Origin of the sequence: Shewanella electrodiphila (genome assembly GCF_023283985.1) — a bacterium.
GTDB classification, from domain to species: domain Bacteria; phylum Pseudomonadota; class Gammaproteobacteria; order Enterobacterales; family Shewanellaceae; genus Shewanella; species Shewanella electrodiphila.
In genome coordinates this window covers 447541-463223 of sequence record NZ_JAKIKU010000002.1, presented here as the reverse complement: position 1 = coordinate 463223, position 15683 = coordinate 447541, and the positions used below count along the sequence as shown (strand labels likewise).

13 protein-coding genes are annotated in these 15683 nt (G+C 41.3%); 3 read left to right on the top strand and 10 right to left on the bottom strand.

Going from position 1 to position 15683, the window contains the following annotated elements:
• Positions 1 to 19: 19 nt before the first annotated feature.
• The 4 genes from L2737_RS05500 to L2737_RS05485 form a co-directional block, all read right to left on the bottom strand.
• Positions 20 to 781 carry a class I SAM-dependent methyltransferase gene (locus tag L2737_RS05500; protein WP_248955029.1) on the bottom strand — a complete coding sequence of 254 codons (762 nt, stop codon included), beginning with the start codon at positions 779 to 781 and terminating at the stop codon, positions 20 to 22.
• A gap of 159 nt (positions 782 to 940) precedes the next feature.
• On the bottom strand, positions 941 to 1450 hold the full coding sequence (locus L2737_RS05495; protein WP_248955028.1) for a prepilin-type N-terminal cleavage/methylation domain-containing protein: 510 nt from the start codon (positions 1448 to 1450) through the stop codon (positions 941 to 943).
• A 189-nt stretch (positions 1451 to 1639) separates the two neighbouring features.
• A complete protein-coding gene (locus L2737_RS05490; protein ID WP_102529421.1) occupies positions 1640 to 2161 on the bottom strand; it encodes a protein disulfide oxidoreductase in 522 nt (173 codons plus the stop codon).
• 97 nt (positions 2162 to 2258) lie between these two features.
• Positions 2259 to 4337 carry a protein-disulfide reductase DsbD family protein gene (locus L2737_RS05485; protein ID WP_428848374.1) on the bottom strand — a complete coding sequence of 693 codons (2079 nt, stop codon included), beginning with the start codon at positions 4335 to 4337 and terminating at the stop codon, positions 2259 to 2261.
• Positions 4338 to 4744: 407 nt separating this feature from the next.
• Here L2737_RS05485 and L2737_RS22310 point away from each other — a divergent pair, with 407 nt between their 5' ends.
• The gene (locus L2737_RS22310; protein ID WP_283108266.1) at positions 4745 to 4876 is read left to right on the top strand and encodes a hypothetical protein; all 132 of its coding nucleotides are present in this window, start codon (positions 4745 to 4747) and stop codon (positions 4874 to 4876) included.
• A 305-nt stretch (positions 4877 to 5181) separates the two neighbouring features.
• Here the strand turns inward: L2737_RS22310 and L2737_RS05480 are convergent, their stop codons facing one another.
• From L2737_RS05480 to L2737_RS05465, 4 genes are all read right to left on the bottom strand, one after another.
• Positions 5182 to 5700, bottom strand: a complete 519-nt coding sequence (locus L2737_RS05480) for a protein disulfide oxidoreductase (protein WP_248955124.1) — start codon at positions 5698 to 5700, stop codon at positions 5182 to 5184.
• A 55-nt stretch (positions 5701 to 5755) separates the two neighbouring features.
• Positions 5756 to 6643: a DsbA family protein gene (locus L2737_RS05475; RefSeq protein WP_428848379.1), complete on the bottom strand. Its 888-nt coding sequence runs from the start codon at positions 6641 to 6643 to the stop codon at positions 5756 to 5758.
• A gap of 203 nt (positions 6644 to 6846) precedes the next feature.
• Complete coding sequence (locus L2737_RS05470) at positions 6847 to 8937, bottom strand: protein-disulfide reductase DsbD family protein (protein ID WP_428848373.1); 2091 nt, start codon at positions 8935 to 8937, stop codon at positions 6847 to 6849.
• A gap of 116 nt (positions 8938 to 9053) precedes the next feature.
• A complete protein-coding gene (locus L2737_RS05465; protein WP_248955027.1) occupies positions 9054 to 9470 on the bottom strand; it encodes a hypothetical protein in 417 nt (138 codons plus the stop codon).
• A 631-nt stretch (positions 9471 to 10101) separates the two neighbouring features.
• Here L2737_RS05465 and L2737_RS05460 point away from each other — a divergent pair.
• Together L2737_RS05460 and L2737_RS05455 are read left to right on the top strand one after the other, a co-directional pair.
• The gene (locus L2737_RS05460; protein WP_248955121.1) at positions 10102 to 12687 is read left to right on the top strand and encodes an acylase; all 2586 of its coding nucleotides are present in this window, start codon (positions 10102 to 10104) and stop codon (positions 12685 to 12687) included.
• A 356-nt stretch (positions 12688 to 13043) separates the two neighbouring features.
• Positions 13044 to 14456: an endonuclease/exonuclease/phosphatase family protein gene (locus L2737_RS05455; RefSeq protein WP_248955026.1), complete on the top strand. Its 1413-nt coding sequence runs from the start codon at positions 13044 to 13046 to the stop codon at positions 14454 to 14456.
• Positions 14457 to 14556: 100 nt separating this feature from the next.
• On the opposite strand, the gene L2737_RS05450 is transcribed toward L2737_RS05455, so the two are convergent.
• The gene (locus L2737_RS05450) at positions 14557 to 14901 is read right to left on the bottom strand and encodes a winged helix-turn-helix transcriptional regulator (protein WP_229369316.1); all 345 of its coding nucleotides are present in this window, start codon (positions 14899 to 14901) and stop codon (positions 14557 to 14559) included.
• A gap of 11 nt (positions 14902 to 14912) precedes the next feature.
• Complete coding sequence (locus L2737_RS05445) at positions 14913 to 15575, bottom strand: glutathione S-transferase (protein WP_248955025.1); 663 nt, start codon at positions 15573 to 15575, stop codon at positions 14913 to 14915.
• Positions 15576 to 15683 lie beyond the last annotated feature (108 nt).

Here is a 15683-nt window from a genome sequence, read left to right as displayed (position 1 = left end):
GCATACCTTGGCAATATAACTAATACGGCTTTTTAAACACTAACGTGAACCTATCAGTATTACCTGTTACCGATTTTCTAGCCACTTCATAACGAAGTTCATCATCTGGTCGATAAAACATATTGGATGATTTTTCCAATACAAAACCTGCTGCTTGTACTTCTAAAATAACATCAATAGGATCTTCACGGCGACGCATTTCAACGGTTTCAGGCATCATATGTCTACGAGTATGATCGACAATGACATAAATACCGCCAGGTTTTAACGCTTCAAAAGTCGCTTTATTTAATTTCGTTTTGTCTTCTATATTTAAATTATGATACTCACGGATATTGAGCATCATATCTGCGTCTGACATACCAAAATCAATATTCCCCAAGTTGAATCTTCTCTCTTCAGAGTTCCAATCAAGTTCAATAGGTAGCTTTTTGGTTTTACTCATCGCGTCTATCGAGAGCAGATCATCCATTTCATCTAGCCACTCTTTTTTAAACGCAATATGAAGCTCACCTTTTTCTTTAAGTATTGGAGCCAGAATTTTACTATACCAACCACCTCCAGGGACAAATTCAATCACTTTCATATCAGGCTTTAAACCAAAAAAATCAAGTGCTATTTCGGGAGTGCGGTTCGCATCCCTCAACTTATCCGCATCAGTTCTGTGCTCCATTTTCATCACCTCAATCACTTCTTGTTGAAAAGGCGTAATTGCAGCAGAAGCAGTAAAAGTTAAAAACATTGAAGCTGATATCATTGAGGCAAGTATTGTCGTTTTCATATTTCATCCCTAAAAATAACTTAAAACAATAAGCTTTATTTAGCTTAAATTTGCAGCTACTAATATAAGTGATTTTAGGATAGATAGTACGAAGAAAATGTATTGAGATATGTCAGAGGCAATTAGTTAGTTGCCCCTATAATACGCAGGTTTAAAAGGTTAACAGCCACTAGTGTTAGTCGTGTAAGTAGGCTCAGTTGCATTAGGTAAGACTAGATAAAAGATAAAACAAGTGTCACTAAAAGCATATCCACGCGGAACGATTATTGACACAATTCCAAATAAATCAAAAATGCCCCAATCTTCTGTAACAGGAGTATTTAAATCAGCGATAGTGATGGTGTCAAAAGCCCCTTCAACAATCTTTTCGATGTTATCCTTTGATGGTGTTATGTAACCAAATGAGGTCGTTACTGTTTGACCATCTAAATCAACTAGGCCCGAATTAAGGCCTTCTTGCCCTTGAATAGCAGATTTTGAATAAACCAACGTATTGGCAGATTTTAAACTCCCTTCAATCCCTGCTAAATTTGCGATAACAGCATCGGTTTTAATATTCAAAAATTTTGGTGCAGCAACAACCGCAATGATGGCTAGAATGATAATAACCACCACCAACTCAATCAGTGTGAACCCTTTGCTATTGTTAATTTTTATCACTTTAGTCACTTTAGTCACTTTCAGTAAAATTTATCGTTACTTACTTATGGCTGTAAAATCGCTAACTTTCAAGAAACGAGCATATTTTTGCGACTGACTTCCTATTAGTTAGCAATTGATAGTTACTAATTGATAGTTACCAGTTACTCGTTGCTAACTCTCTATTCAAATAGAAAAACTAAGTACATATTAATAATATTAAGCGAACACCATTCGCCACCACATACCCGGCAGGCTTGTAAAACCAGTGGTGTAATGTGCTAACTCGCCATCTTTAAACACCATGACTGTCGGCGTCACTTGTACTGACCACTCTCTCGCTAAAAAGCTTTGTTTGTCATTAATGGTACTGAGCGTATAGCCTTTATCATCTAGGAAGTGTGCCAAGCGCTCGTCACTACCTGAACTCATTGCTACTGATACCACAGGATAATAGTTACTCAATATATCCACTGAAGGTGAGACAAAGTTGCATACTGGGCACCATGTCCCCCAAAAATAAACTAAAACTGGCGCCTCTTGGCTCATGGCCATCACATCAACCAAGTTGCCATCCAAGTCCAAGGCGCTTATATGTGGCAAATCTTGCGTGGGAATATCCTTGCCGCGCCACAAATCAACTGCGGTAGAAACAACTAAAAACAACAGCAACATTATGCCTAATTGTTTAATACCGCTTAATCCTTTTTGAATCCATGTTTTTTTATCTAAATCAGCCATGTTCTATTCATTCCAATGTGTTAACTGATGATGGTTCACTTCACTGATAAGACCGAGCATCATCTACATTGTATTCAGTTCAACACATTAAAAATGACTAATTACCTGATGCTCGTTCAATCGCCGCCAAGACCTGCTCTGTTGTTAAAATCACTGGCAACTTGATCCCATCGGGTGCGTTAGGGCCATAAACCACATTAAATGGCACCCCAAAACGACCATGGCTTTGCAAGTAATCTGTTATCGGTTGCGATGCAGTGGTCCAGTCGCCTTCAACTAACATGATATTGTCTTGCTTAAGTGTTGAATATACGGGGTCTTGTAATATCACCCCAACCTTATTGGCTTTACAGGTAATACACCAATCCGCGGTCACATCAACAAACACTGTCTTGCCTTGCGCTACAGTCGCAGCGATTTCTGTTTGCTCAAGAGGAGTCCAGACTAAGTCAGTCGGTAGCGGGTTTGACCAATCATCTGACGTTGCAAACGCACTAATGGCAGCAATAATGATGACCATACTAAAACTGGCAATCACGGCAGGAAATCCATATTGCTTCGCCATCAAACCAAAGAAAGTAAGTACTAACACTGCAGCAATGACCCATAAAGCAGCTACAGTAATAAAACTTGATAATAAGCTAATCAACCACAAACTGGTGATCAGTAATAATACCGAGAAGAACACTTTAACAATGTTCATCCAACGACCCGGTTTAGGGAAGTAACGCGCCACTTGCGGAAATGCAGCAACCAATATCCAAGGCAGCGCCATACCAATAGCTAGTGCGGTAAATATCACAATGAGACTGAGCACATCAGCGCCTAATGCAAATGCAACAGCTGTACCTAAAAACGGGGCACTACAAGGTGTGGCAAGTAAGGTGGCAAACATCCCTTGCAAGAAATGACCACGGTGATCATTACCCCCTGTTGTAGCCAGTTTTGTTTGTAAACTCGAAGGTAAATTAATTTCAAAGGCACCCAGCATATTAAGGGCGAACACCGAAGTCACTATGGTCATGAAACCAATAAACCACGGGTTTTGAAATTGTACGCCCCAGCCAACAGCTTGGCCGGTAAATTTAAGCATAATGACAAAAGCCGCTAGTAGCCAAAATGAAACCAGAATGCCTAGCGCTGATGCGATGAATTGTTGGCGAATTTGTGTTTTTTGAAGATCGGGCGCAGCAATCACTGAGCTTAACTTCATTCCTAATACCGGTAATACACACGGCATAACATTGAGAATCAAACCACCAATTAGCGCAAATAACATCATCGTTAACAAAGAGCTACCAGCTGCTTCAATTGAGGTTAATTGCACACCAGTAGTGTATTCATAAGCCCGTTGGTTATCACTTACTGTCACATTGAGTTGTTTCTCGAGCAATTTTGGATCGCCAGACCAATTCGATACTTCAAATTGTGCCACCCAAGCATCACTGCCATCGGGCTGAGATTGACGAGTCACGCCTATAGGATTGAAGTTAGTCTCTTTGTCGCCATCAACAATCACTTGCGGTTTGCGCCACTGACTGTCTAATACAGTCACTTGTAATAAGCTCTGAGCAGTATCCCAACCAATTTGAACATTTTGAGCTGAGGCCTCAGTATCAACAAGTTGAGGTACTGTTGAAATCGCTTTATTAAAAGCAAACATCGCTTCAGTATCAGCTTGTAATTCATTGGCGGTAAAATCGAGTTCTAGTTGATAATCAGTTAACACACAAACCGTGGTGCATGAGGATAATGTAAATTTTCCTCTTAACGCTGTATTGGCATTAATATCGTCGACAGTGATGTGAATAGGGAATACAGCTTCGCCCTGATAACCTTGAGTTTTATACCCCATAATGGTGTATTGCTGCGGCGTCGGCCATTGCCAATTGACTGCACCAAAGTTAGTCGATTCGCCCCAGTCAATTTTAGGGGCAATACCGCCCTCACCTGGCGTACGCCAATACATTTTCCAATCATCATCTAATTGCACATCAAGAATTGCAGGTACCGTTTTAGTCGCGGCGTCCAACTCACCAGTCAGCATAAAGCGGACCTTCACAGGCGGATGGTTGTCATTAACCAACCAACCGGTTGTCGCGGCAATTGTGCTCGAGCTGACAACGGCTGACATTAGCAGCAACATTGATATCACAACAGATTTGAATATTTTCAAAGATCTTTCCTTTTAGCGCACTCAATTAACGGTAAACGTTATTTTACTTTCATCAGACCGGACTTTACCGAATATAGTTCATCATGATCCACACTATTTAGCTGAGTTAAATAAATTTTGTGATGCTGGTTGTTTAAACGCCACACATCAATATATATCTGGTGCTTTTATATCCAAACATAGACGCTGTAAATGACATCATCTGAAACAGCTTAAATATAAGTATACGTTTGAATGATTACTTTAATCGTAAGCAGTGTCTTTGTTGTACTTGGGGGGAATTACTTTAGAGAAAGTAATTTGATGTTAGCGAATTTGTGAGAACAAAACGCAGAGTTGAGGCATAAGGAAAAGCAAGACTCACTCATTTTTAGCGAAATGAGACAACAATAATAAGGATAATTATCTTGAACAAAGTAATGCACCTGAATAAGCTCATGCTGGTTATTGGCGTTGCGTCAACAGTCTTTCTCGCTGGTTGTGGTAACGACACCGACTACTCAAAAACGCCAAAAGTCACTCCTAAAGTCACTCTTTAAATTACTCCACCATTACAAGCTTTTTCCCTTGGCAGAACGCTAAAATATTAATCATGATTAAAGCTCAATTAACCTAAAGCCATTCGAACGTTTTTCATTATTGTTGATTTGTTCGTATCCCTCTTCTAGAAGCATCAGAAGTAACATTTCAAGATTAGCATTATTTAATTGAATCTATTTTTACTTCAAGATGAATAAAAACTTTTCAAACAACAACTTACAAACGTGTTTTCTGTAAAAAAAAAGAGTCGATACTCATAAAGTATCGACTCGTATTTAATTAAAATTTAACGACGGTTTATCGATTAAGCAAGTACCATTCGCCACCATATACCCGGCAAACTGGTAAAACCGGTTGTATAATATTGCAGCTCACCTTCTTTAAACACCATGATGGTTGGCGTCACTCGGATAGACCAATCTTGAGCAAGAAGACCTTCATTATCGTTAATCGTGTCAAACGAATAGTCTTTGTGCTGCAAGTATTGCTTCATTTTCTCATCAGTACCTGAATTCATCACCACTGACACTGTGGGATAATAGGCAGACAAAGTATCAACAGCAGGGCTAACAAAATTACACACCGGACACCATGAGGCCCAAAAGTACACTAATACCGTTTGATCTTGGCTCATTGCAAGCACATCAACCATTTCGTCATTTAAGCTTATCGCCTTCATGTCTGGTAGATTATCTCTTTCAATATCCTTGCCGCGCCAAATGTCGAACAGGCCTGTTACCACAATAGAAAATGCCAAAAACAGCATGATCTGTTTTAACCAGCCCATCATTTTTTTAAACCATGACACTGTTGCTGTGTCCATATTGGTACTCTCGTTATTAGCCGCTTCCTTACTAGGAGTTCCTGTAGAGGGTAATTTACTCATCATTCACCGCTTGTTTTTTATTTTCTTGGCTGCTAATAGCCTGCTGTAAAGTCGACTCTAAAACTTCATAAGACACTAAGCCTGGAATAACGGTATCGCCAATAATCATACTTGGGGTGCCACCTAAGCCGATATTGCGCATCAGCGTTAGATTGTCATGTACTTGTTTTGCCACTGCTGGGTCGGTATTGGTTAGCCAGTGCTCAGTATTTGTCATTTTGGCAACTTTAGCGATGGTATTGCCGTTCAGCCCACGTGGACTTTCCATTAATTTATTCTTAAGTGTTAGGTATTTTTCTGGTTCATTTAACCATACCGTTTGCGCAAGTTCAGTGGCGACACGTGAACCCTCGCCCTGCAGGGGCACCATTTTGATGACCACTTTTAACTGTGGATATTGTTCAACCAGCTTATTAATAGCCGGCTCAATTTTCTTACAATATGGACAGTTAAAATCAGTAAAATAAACCATGGTTATTTCAGGATTTTCAGCCCCTTTAAAAGGATCACTTGCGGTATTGTAAAGCTGTTGATGATGCTCTTGCAGAACCGACTGCGCAGCGGACTCAGCGCCTTGTTGCTCACGGATTTGTAATGCAATAATGGCTTCTTTGAGTAGCTCAGGATCATTGGTTAAGGCATCTTTTATAATGGCTTTTACTTGTTGTTGTTGCTCGACACTTAATGCTGTGTCATTGGCATTGGCCGCTGCAATGATAGGTGATGGTGACATCAGCATAAATGCCCCCGCGGTTAAACCCGCTATGACGAATAACTGTAACGGGGTTGAGCGCAAAAATTTAGCGACTTTCTTATTAGGTACTTTATTGTTAGAGGCTTTATTGTTAGAAGCTTTCTTATTAAATACTGTCATTTTTATTTTCCAATTTAGTCATGTCGATTGCTATTAATGCAGTTTCATTTGCCACGGTTAATTGGCAGTGCAAACCATGAATAGCTGTCATTAACATCTGTCATTAATAGATCGACTTTGATCGTTATATTTTCGATAGCCAGGTACTGATAAAAAGAATTGAATAGCCCATTGTCGCGCTATTCATTTCACTGGCTTATTGAGTGAGCTTAACTGCCTGATGCGCTATCAATCGCCGCCAGCACTTGTTCACTGCTTAGAATTACAGGCAACTTTATGCCTTGAGGCGCATTAGGACCGTAAACCACATTAAATGGCACTCCGAATCGATTATGACTTTGTAAGTAGTCTGTAATCGGCTTTGAAGGCGTGGTCCAGTCTCCTTCTATCAAGAACATATGATCTTGTTTTAAGGCACTGTAAACCGGGTCTTGTAGCACCACGCCAACTTTATTGGCTTTACAGGTTATGCACCAATCAGCGGTCACATCCACAAACACCGTTTTCCCCTCTGCGACTTTTGCAGCGATGAGCTGTTGGTCAAGTGGTGTCCACGCTAAATCCGTCGGTAATGGTTGTGACCAGTCATCAGATGTGGCAAATGCACCAATGGCCGCCAATATCAGACCGATACTAAAGCTGGCGATAACCGCTGAAGTACCATAATGCTTAGCCATTAACACAAAGAAAGTGATGACTAACACCATTGCGGCTATCCATAATGGCAAAACTGCAACAAAGCTTGATAACAAACTGATTAACCACAAACTTGTCAGTAATAACAGCAATGAGAACACCACTTTAACGGTATTCATCCAACGGCCTGGTTTAGGGAAGTAACGGGCAATTTGAGGAAATGCTGCCACCAGCAACCAAGGTAATGCCATCCCTAATGCAAGGAAGGTAAATATCACCAATAAACTCACCACATCAGCGCCCAGTGCAAATGCCACCGCCGTGCCTAAGAAAGGGGCACTGCATGGCGTTGCCAGCAAAGTGGCAAACATGCCTTGTAAAAAGTGACCTCGATGATCATTGCCACCCGTGGTAGCCAGTTTGGTTTGAAAGCTCGATGGCAGATTTATCTCAAATGCGCCCAACATATTCAGCGCAAACACCGAAGTGACTATGGTCATGAAACCAATAAACCACGGGTTTTGAAATTGCACGCCCCAACCAATGGCTTGGCCAGTAAACTTAAGCGTGATAATAAAGGCAGCTAATAACCAAAACGACACCATGATGCCCATTGCAGAGGCAATAAACTGTTGTCTAATTTGCTTTTTCTGTAAATCGGGTGCGGCAATAACACTGCTGAGCTTCATACCTAATACTGGGAGCACGCACGGCATGACATTTAAAATAAGCCCGCCGAGTAAAGCAAACAGCATCATAGTAATGAGTGAACTGGCATTTTTTTCAACAAAAGTTGGGCTGACATCCGCTGAATACTCAAGTGCACGATTAGCATCACCAATGGTGACATTTAAGGGCTTATTGAGAATATCAGGCTCGCCCAACCAACTGCTGACATCAAAAATAGCCACTAACGCTTTTTGGCCATCACCTTTATCTAGGTAATTAATGCTGGATAATTTAAAGGTACTGTCTGGTTCACCGTCAATAATGATCTCTGGTTGCTGCCAGTTGGTATCAGCTAAAGTGACTTGCAGTAGTTGTTGCTCTGTATCAAAACCGATGCTAACCGTGTTTGCTTCAAGCGTATCGCCCTTATCTACAATCACCTTTTGCGGCACTGAAGATATCGCTTTATTAAAAGTAAACATCGCCTCGGTATCAGCGCTTAGTTCACTTGGCACAAATTCAAGGTCAAACTGATAATCAGTCAATACGCATATTGTGGTGCACGACGAGAGCGTAAATTTGCCACTTAGGTGTGTGTTTGAATCAATATCATCGACTTTCAATGATAACGGGAAAATCGCCTCACCTTGATAGCCTAAGGTTTGCAGCCCCATTAACGAAAATGATTCTGGCATTGGCCATTGCCAATCTACATCAGCAAGATTCGTTGAACCTTCCCAATTGATTTTTGGCGCGATGCCACCTTCACCAGGTGTTCTCCAATAGGTTTTCCAATCATCTTCTAATTGCACTTCAAGCGTGGCGGGGAGGATATTGGTCTGCGGGTTAACTTCACCCGTTAGCATAAAGCGTACTTTTACCGGTGGGTGGTTTTCATTGGTTAACCACCCAGTTGTCGCTGCGGCGGCAGATAAACTGATACTCAGTGAAATCAATACCATCAATGATTGTAAGAATGATTTAAAAATCTTCAACAGATTCTCCTAACACATAACAATGGGCTCAAGTAGCATCGATTTAACCGATGAAATCAGTTAAATAACGGCAATGAGCTTAGAAATAGCAAACAATGTGAGGTTTATCTGCGGCTTCACTCTTGAAAGCGGCACAAAGAGATATGTATACGCCGAGGTTTGGCGTGACAGTGATATGACAGGCGACCTAATAGACCAGGTCGTATAAAGGGAAGTATCGCAAAACTACTCAGAATAACCAGCAGCAATAATACTGAAGGGCTATCCACACAGCTTCGCATTGATTTCTCAGAGAGTTCGCACATTTTGAACTCACCAGAATCTGAAAAATCTGCCGTATTGGCTGTTGATGCAGTTGCTGATTTAGTTGTTGATTCAGTTGTTAATTTAGCCACTGACACTGGCGTTATTTTAGCCACTTGAGCCGCCATCAAGCTGACATTGGCAGCAGGCAGACTCGACAAGTTCAGGCTGTTAATCAACAACGACGTCATCCCACCATTTTGCAATAAGCAAAATAATGTCAGTAGCATGAACAGTTTGGCTGTCCACTGCTTAACCTTAGGATGAGAAATCGTGTTAAAAATATTAGCCTCTATTTTTTTGAACCTATCGTATTTAATCAATAAATATTGAATAAATAGCGAATGAATTAATTGCTAGTGACTCACTCTCTATTGCATCAATACCGAGTGGAGCGCAATCTAACGGATCAGCATGGAATAAGCTAGTACCAGAATAAAAATTACAGAATAGCCGTTAGCGTCAGTTGCAGCATAAGACCGGAGTTCTTCTAAAATAGTTCACTGTTTTTGCTAATTATTTCACTAATGAACCCATAAGTACTTTCCGAGCGTTAATCGGTTAACCCCCTCATCATTTACGCCTCAAACCGTTAACGAAGTCGTTTATTTTCGTAACGATTTTAATCTCTAAATTAACATCAACTAATGCAGGTATATGTAGACATACGTTTGAATGATTGATTTAATCAAATAAGTGTTTTTGTTGTATTTAAGGTTTTCACACAATCAACAAGTGATGATGGGAATCACGATTGAGGCTGTTAACGCTTAAAATTGAGACACAAGGAAAAGTGAGACTCACTCAACAATGCAAATTGCTGAGACAACAATAATAAGGATAATTATCTTGAACAAAATAATGCACCTGAATAAGCTCATGCTGGCTATTGGCGTTGTGTCAACAGTCTTTCTAGCTGGTTGTGGTAACGACACTGACTACTCAAAAACGCCAGAAGTCACACCTGAACCTGAAGTCACTCCACCATTACAAGCTTTTGCCCCAGACGGAATGCTTAAAGCGCAAATTCGCCGCACTGCATATGGGGTTCCCCACATTCAAGCTGACAACCTTGAAAGTTTGGGTTTTGGTAGCGGTTATGCTCAAGCACAAGATAACTTATGTGTCTTAGCTGATGGATTTATTAAAGCAAACTCTGAACGTTCAATGTACTTTGGTCCCCACGCCTCAATTGACTTTGCCACTGGTTTACCTACTGCAGAAGATAACGGTAACCTGGTTTCTGATTTCGCCTATAAAGCATTAAAAATAAGAGAAATGGCGGAAGCCCAGTATCCACAATTTAGCTATAATTCCCGTGCGTTAATGGAAGGCTTTAGCGCAGGCTACAATCAATTCCTAGCCGATGTTGAAGCAGGTGAACAAGAAGCTGAGCCATTTTGTGCCGGCCAACCTTGGGTAAAACCGATTGAAGGCGTCGACATTGCCAACTATCTCTTCTCAATCGCCCTGCTACCCGGTGCAGCAAACTTCTTAGACCTCATTTTCTACGCCAATCCTGGTGACGGAGAAGAGTATCTTCCTCGTATCGTCGGCCCTGCACCTTCTGCATCTCAAACCACCTTCATTCAAGATGTGAATAATAAGCTACTAGCTCGAGCAAACACCATTACCACGCCAGAAACCAATCCACGTAACCTAGGCTCAAATGGCTGGGGTTTAGGCAAAGATAAAACTGAAAATGGTAAAGGCATGGTGTTAGGTAATCCGCATTTCCCGCATACGGGTAACTTACGTTTTTGGCAATCTCATGTGACGATTCCTGGTCAACTTGATGTCATGGGCGGCTCATTAGTAGGCATGCCAGGGTTAATTAATATTGGCTTTAACAAGGATTTAGCTTGGACGCATACCTTCTCAACTGCTGAACATTTTGTGATGTATAACCTTGAGCTCGTCAGTGGCGACCGCATGCAATATATGTATGAAGGCAGTCCAATGCCAATTACTAAAGAAACCGTACAGGTTTTGGTTAATGGCGGCGCAGCAGGAATGCTTATTGCTGAAAAAGATATTTACACCACAGCTAAAGGCCCCATTGTTGAAGCCCCAGCAGCCCTTGCTCCCTTTGGTTGGGATGATGGCCAAGCCTTTATGCTTCAAGATGCCAATATGGCAAATAAAGATCCTATCGATCATTGGTTTGCTATGAACCGTGCAACAAATAAAGAGGAGTTTCAGCAAGCGTTTAAAAGCTTTGACGGGGTTATATTTAATAACACTATGTATGCAGATAAAGAAGGCAATGCTTTTTATATTGATGACTCCACAGTACCAGGTTTAACCGACTTCGCCGTATCACTGCTTAAAACCAACCCTGATATCATTGCCGCAAGAGAGCAGGCAGGCTTTACCATCTTACCCGGTAATACTTCTATCTTTCATTTCGATAGCCCAATGCCTTATGAGCGAGCACCAAAACTTGAGCGAACTGATTTCGTACAAAACTCAAATAACTCATTTTGGTCAACTAACTTAGCTCAGCCACTGGAAAACTACTCACCCATGTACGGCCCTGAACGCGGTCAATTATCATTGCGAACCCGAATGGGCTTAACCTTGATGGAAGATGCGGCCGGTGATGACGGTAAGTTCAATGTTGATGAGTTAGAAGCCGCAGTCTTATCCAACCGAATCTTTTTAAACGATCTGGTTTTCAGTGATTTAATCAGCCAGTGCCAAGCACAAGCGGATACTCCTGTAGAAGTAAGTGCAACCCAGTCAAAAGACATCAGTGCTGCATGTGGTGCATTAACGGCTTGGAACGGCAAGCAAGATAACGACAGTGTCGGCGGCGCGTTAATTCGTGAATTTGCCCATCTGTTCGATCAAAGCACCATGTTATCAGTGCCATTTGATGCCACCAATGCAGCCATGACACCCAACACATTAGCCACTGATGGTAGTGCGCTCGTGGCGCTTGCACGCGCAGCTATGAATGTTGAAGCTGCTGGGTTTACCGTTGATTCAACAATGGGAACGGTTCAGTTCGTTGAAAAATCACTGCCTGATGGCACGGCTTCGGGGACTAAACTACCTTGGCCAGGTACACATAACGCAGAAGGTGGTTTTAATGTATTCTCCACCAGCTTATCTGGCGATGATACGTTAATACCACAGCACAAATATGCTGCAGTGATGGATGCAGTATCAGGTGCACCGCTTTCTTCAGGGTTAACTGCAGAAGGATATCAAATCCGCTATGGTTCTAGCTGGATGATGGCGGTGAGCTTCACTGATGAAGGGCCTGTTGCAAAAGGCATATTAACTTACTCTGAGTCGAGTAATATTCTTAAACCAGCCTTTGCTGATCAAAGCATATTATATTCAACTGAAAAACAGTTTAGACCGCTTTTGTTTGCTGAATCTGATATTGCGGCTTCGGTAGAAAGCACCACAGAGCTGAGCTTTCAAAAAGGTGAATAAATACCCTCAATAATCAAAATGGGTACTGACGCTATTAATGTCTTGCCCATTTTTGAACCTTTCAACAAAATTAAAGTGCTCAAGCTTTATAACAAGCTCCCTCTAAGTGTGTACAGATTTACTTGACCAGATCACATCAGCCCACCAACTTAAGCAATCAGCAATAAACATCAAAACAAATAACCAAAACACAACCAAATTAACACTCACCTCAAGCACAAAAACAACAAGGAGATAAAATCGCAACCTACTGTTTACATTGATATGTTTTATTTGGAACATATAAAAACACTTGTATAAAATCCCACTCAGCTTCCACTAAAGGCAGCATATATAAATAACAATGGGGTTTTAAAATGAAAGTATTCAAAACAGCTGCAGCACTTGCTGTCAGTGTTGCATTACTAGCGGGTTGCAACGACGAAACCAACAATTATTACCCAGGTGAACCTACACCTGAAACCACAGATGTTCGTATCGGTACCTATAACCTTTCTTTTGACAGAAGTACCTACGCAGATCTTGTTGAAGAAATGAAGCTAACACCGGCTGTTCAGCAGGATTTAATGGACAAGTGGTTTGACGGCACATTAACTGACGACGAACTCGCAGTTGCAGAAAAAGTCATTCAAATCCGTAACGTAGCAGCGATTATTCAAACTGAGCGTCCAGCAGTTCTATTAATGGGTGAGTTCAATAACGACGGGACAGGTGAAGACCAACAATCCATTCAAGGTTTCCGCTTAAACTACCTTTCAGTGCCGCAAAACGCATTAGGTTCGACATCTGATGATGTTGAATTACTTGAGCCTATTCAATTCGGGTATGCTGAGAGCTTTGCCACTAACACTGGCCTATTAAGTGATCACGACTTAGATCGCAATGGCACTGTCGCATTGCCTGGGGATGCATGGGGCTTTGGTTTCTACCACGGTCAATATGCCTTCGGACTATTATCACAATATCCAATCGATACAGACAACGTGCGTACTTTCCAAAACTTTAAGTGGAAAGATATGCCAGGTGAAGCAAACCCAACTATCACTAACTGTGAAGACGAAAACAATCCAATACCTGAAGGTTTGGCTTGTGGTGATGAATGGTACACAGCAGAAGCTTGGGCTGAAAAGCCAATGTCATCTAAAAACCACGTTGATGCGCCTATCATCATCCCTACTGCTGATGGCGACAAAGTGATTCACTTATTAATGTCTCACCCAACTCCCCCTATTTTCGACACGGTTACCGAAAATAACAAACTGCTTAACCGTGCAGAAATCAAATTCTGGGACGATTACATTTCAGGTGAAGGTAGTTACATTTACGATGATGCTGGCACTAAAGGCGGTATTTCTGCTGACTCATCTTTCGTTATTCTAGGCGATTTAAATGCCGATCCTGAATCAGGCGACGGCTACTTAGATACCATCAAAGGGTTAATGTACAGTGACCACGTTAATCAACTTGCTACGCATGGTGTATATGCACCAAGCAGTTTAGGTGGCCCTGAATGTTTATCAAATGGTGAATGTAGAGCTGAAAACTGGGGCACTAAATACCCAGATGTTATCACCAGCACTTCAGGCCTTCGTTTAGACCACGTTATTCCTTCAAGCGATTTAAATATCACTGATTCTGGTGTGTTCTGGCCTGCATCATTTGAAGATGGTCGTTTAATGATGAACGACGAACGTGTAGGTAACTGGGGCGGTGGCGGAAAGTCTGTCTCATCAGATCACCGTTTAGTGTGGATTAACGTTGAGCTGTAATTACGTTGATTAATCTTGCACCATTTTAAGATAACTAAGCCCGCTTTTTAGCGGGCTTTTATATGTCTTTCATTATTTAATCGCGCATGCTTGATTGGTGTTAACTATCATTAGCATCCAACTCCTGCTGTAGCTTCTCTAACTCATCTAAAATCCGCAAAAACTTTTGTCCAAAACTTGTCACTTGATATTCAACTCTTGGCGGAATTTCACTAAAAGTCACCCTATCTAAAATACCAAATTCAACGTTACGCTTTAAACATTGGTTCAACACTTTAGTGGTTAACCCTTCAACATGATTCACCATCGCTCCAGGTCGATTAATACCGTTAGCCAGTAATTGATAGACCGTCAGTGACCACTTACACCCGTATATCGTTTCAACCATACGAGCACTTCTCTCGGGTGCTGACTTTTTTGAAAATAAAGCGTCGTGTTTTTGCATATTTATCTACCTTAACCACCAAACATCACATCTTGCTTGCCATCTAACCAAAGCGGGTATTTCGTCATCACTTTACTGAACATCTTGCTTTGTAAGTAACGATTTAACCATGCTCTGACATTGGGATAGGGTGACTGTAAATACCATTGACGTTCAACGCGGGCAAACTGACGGATAAAGGGTAACAGTGCTATATCGGCTAAACTTTCTCGATTGGCCATTAAATAATCTTGCCCGTCTAACAATTGCTCTAACTGATGGATATATTTTTCACACGCTTGACGACATTCATCGATATTTGACTCGCTATAACGCTTGGCACATTTATAGTTCTCTAAGCAGCGTTTAAACTCACTATCAAATTGATAAATTAATATCAGCATTTTATCCAGTAACTCAGGAGTATCTGTAAACAACAAATCATCAGGGTCACCCTGAGTTAATGCCCATAGCATCACTTCAAAGCTTTCTTCAATCACAATGCCCTTTTCAGTCACAATCACTGGCACAGTTCCTTTAGGTGAGGCCACTAACATTTCTGTAGGTTTATCACTCAAAACCAGGTCTCGCAGCAAAACAGGCTGCTGCGACTTATAAATGGCAATTCTTGCCCGCATTGCAAAGGGGCAGTTTCTTAGCGAGTAGAGTACGGGTAAATCCATGATTTTATTCATTCTTGTGTTGTTTTCCCTACAACTTATATACGGGCTTACTAATTAATAATGTACTTTAACGATATTCATTAGCAAAATATACGGGTAACATCCCCCCATTAAAATTAA

Coding starts and splice junctions, on each gene's coding strand:
- L2737_RS05455 (WP_248955026.1), top strand. CDS start 13,044: ATGAAAGTATTCAAAACAGCTGCAGCACTTGCTGTCAGTGTTGCATTA.
- L2737_RS05500 (WP_248955029.1), bottom strand. CDS start 781: ATGAAAACGACAATACTTGCCTCAATGATATCAGCTTCAATGTTTTTA.
- L2737_RS05460 (WP_248955121.1), top strand. CDS start 10,102: ATGCACCTGAATAAGCTCATGCTGGCTATTGGCGTTGTGTCAACAGTC.
- L2737_RS05490 (WP_102529421.1), bottom strand. CDS start 2,161: ATGGCTGATTTAGATAAAAAAACATGGATTCAAAAAGGATTAAGCGGT.
- L2737_RS05450 (WP_229369316.1), bottom strand. CDS start 14,901: ATGCAAAAACACGACGCTTTATTTTCAAAAAAGTCAGCACCCGAGAGA.
- L2737_RS05465 (WP_248955027.1), bottom strand. CDS start 9,470: ATGCTACTGACATTATTTTGCTTATTGCAAAATGGTGGGATGACGTCG.
- L2737_RS05445 (WP_248955025.1), bottom strand. CDS start 15,575: ATGAATAAAATCATGGATTTACCCGTACTCTACTCGCTAAGAAACTGC.
- L2737_RS05480 (WP_248955124.1), bottom strand. CDS start 5,700: ATGGACACAGCAACAGTGTCATGGTTTAAAAAAATGATGGGCTGGTTA.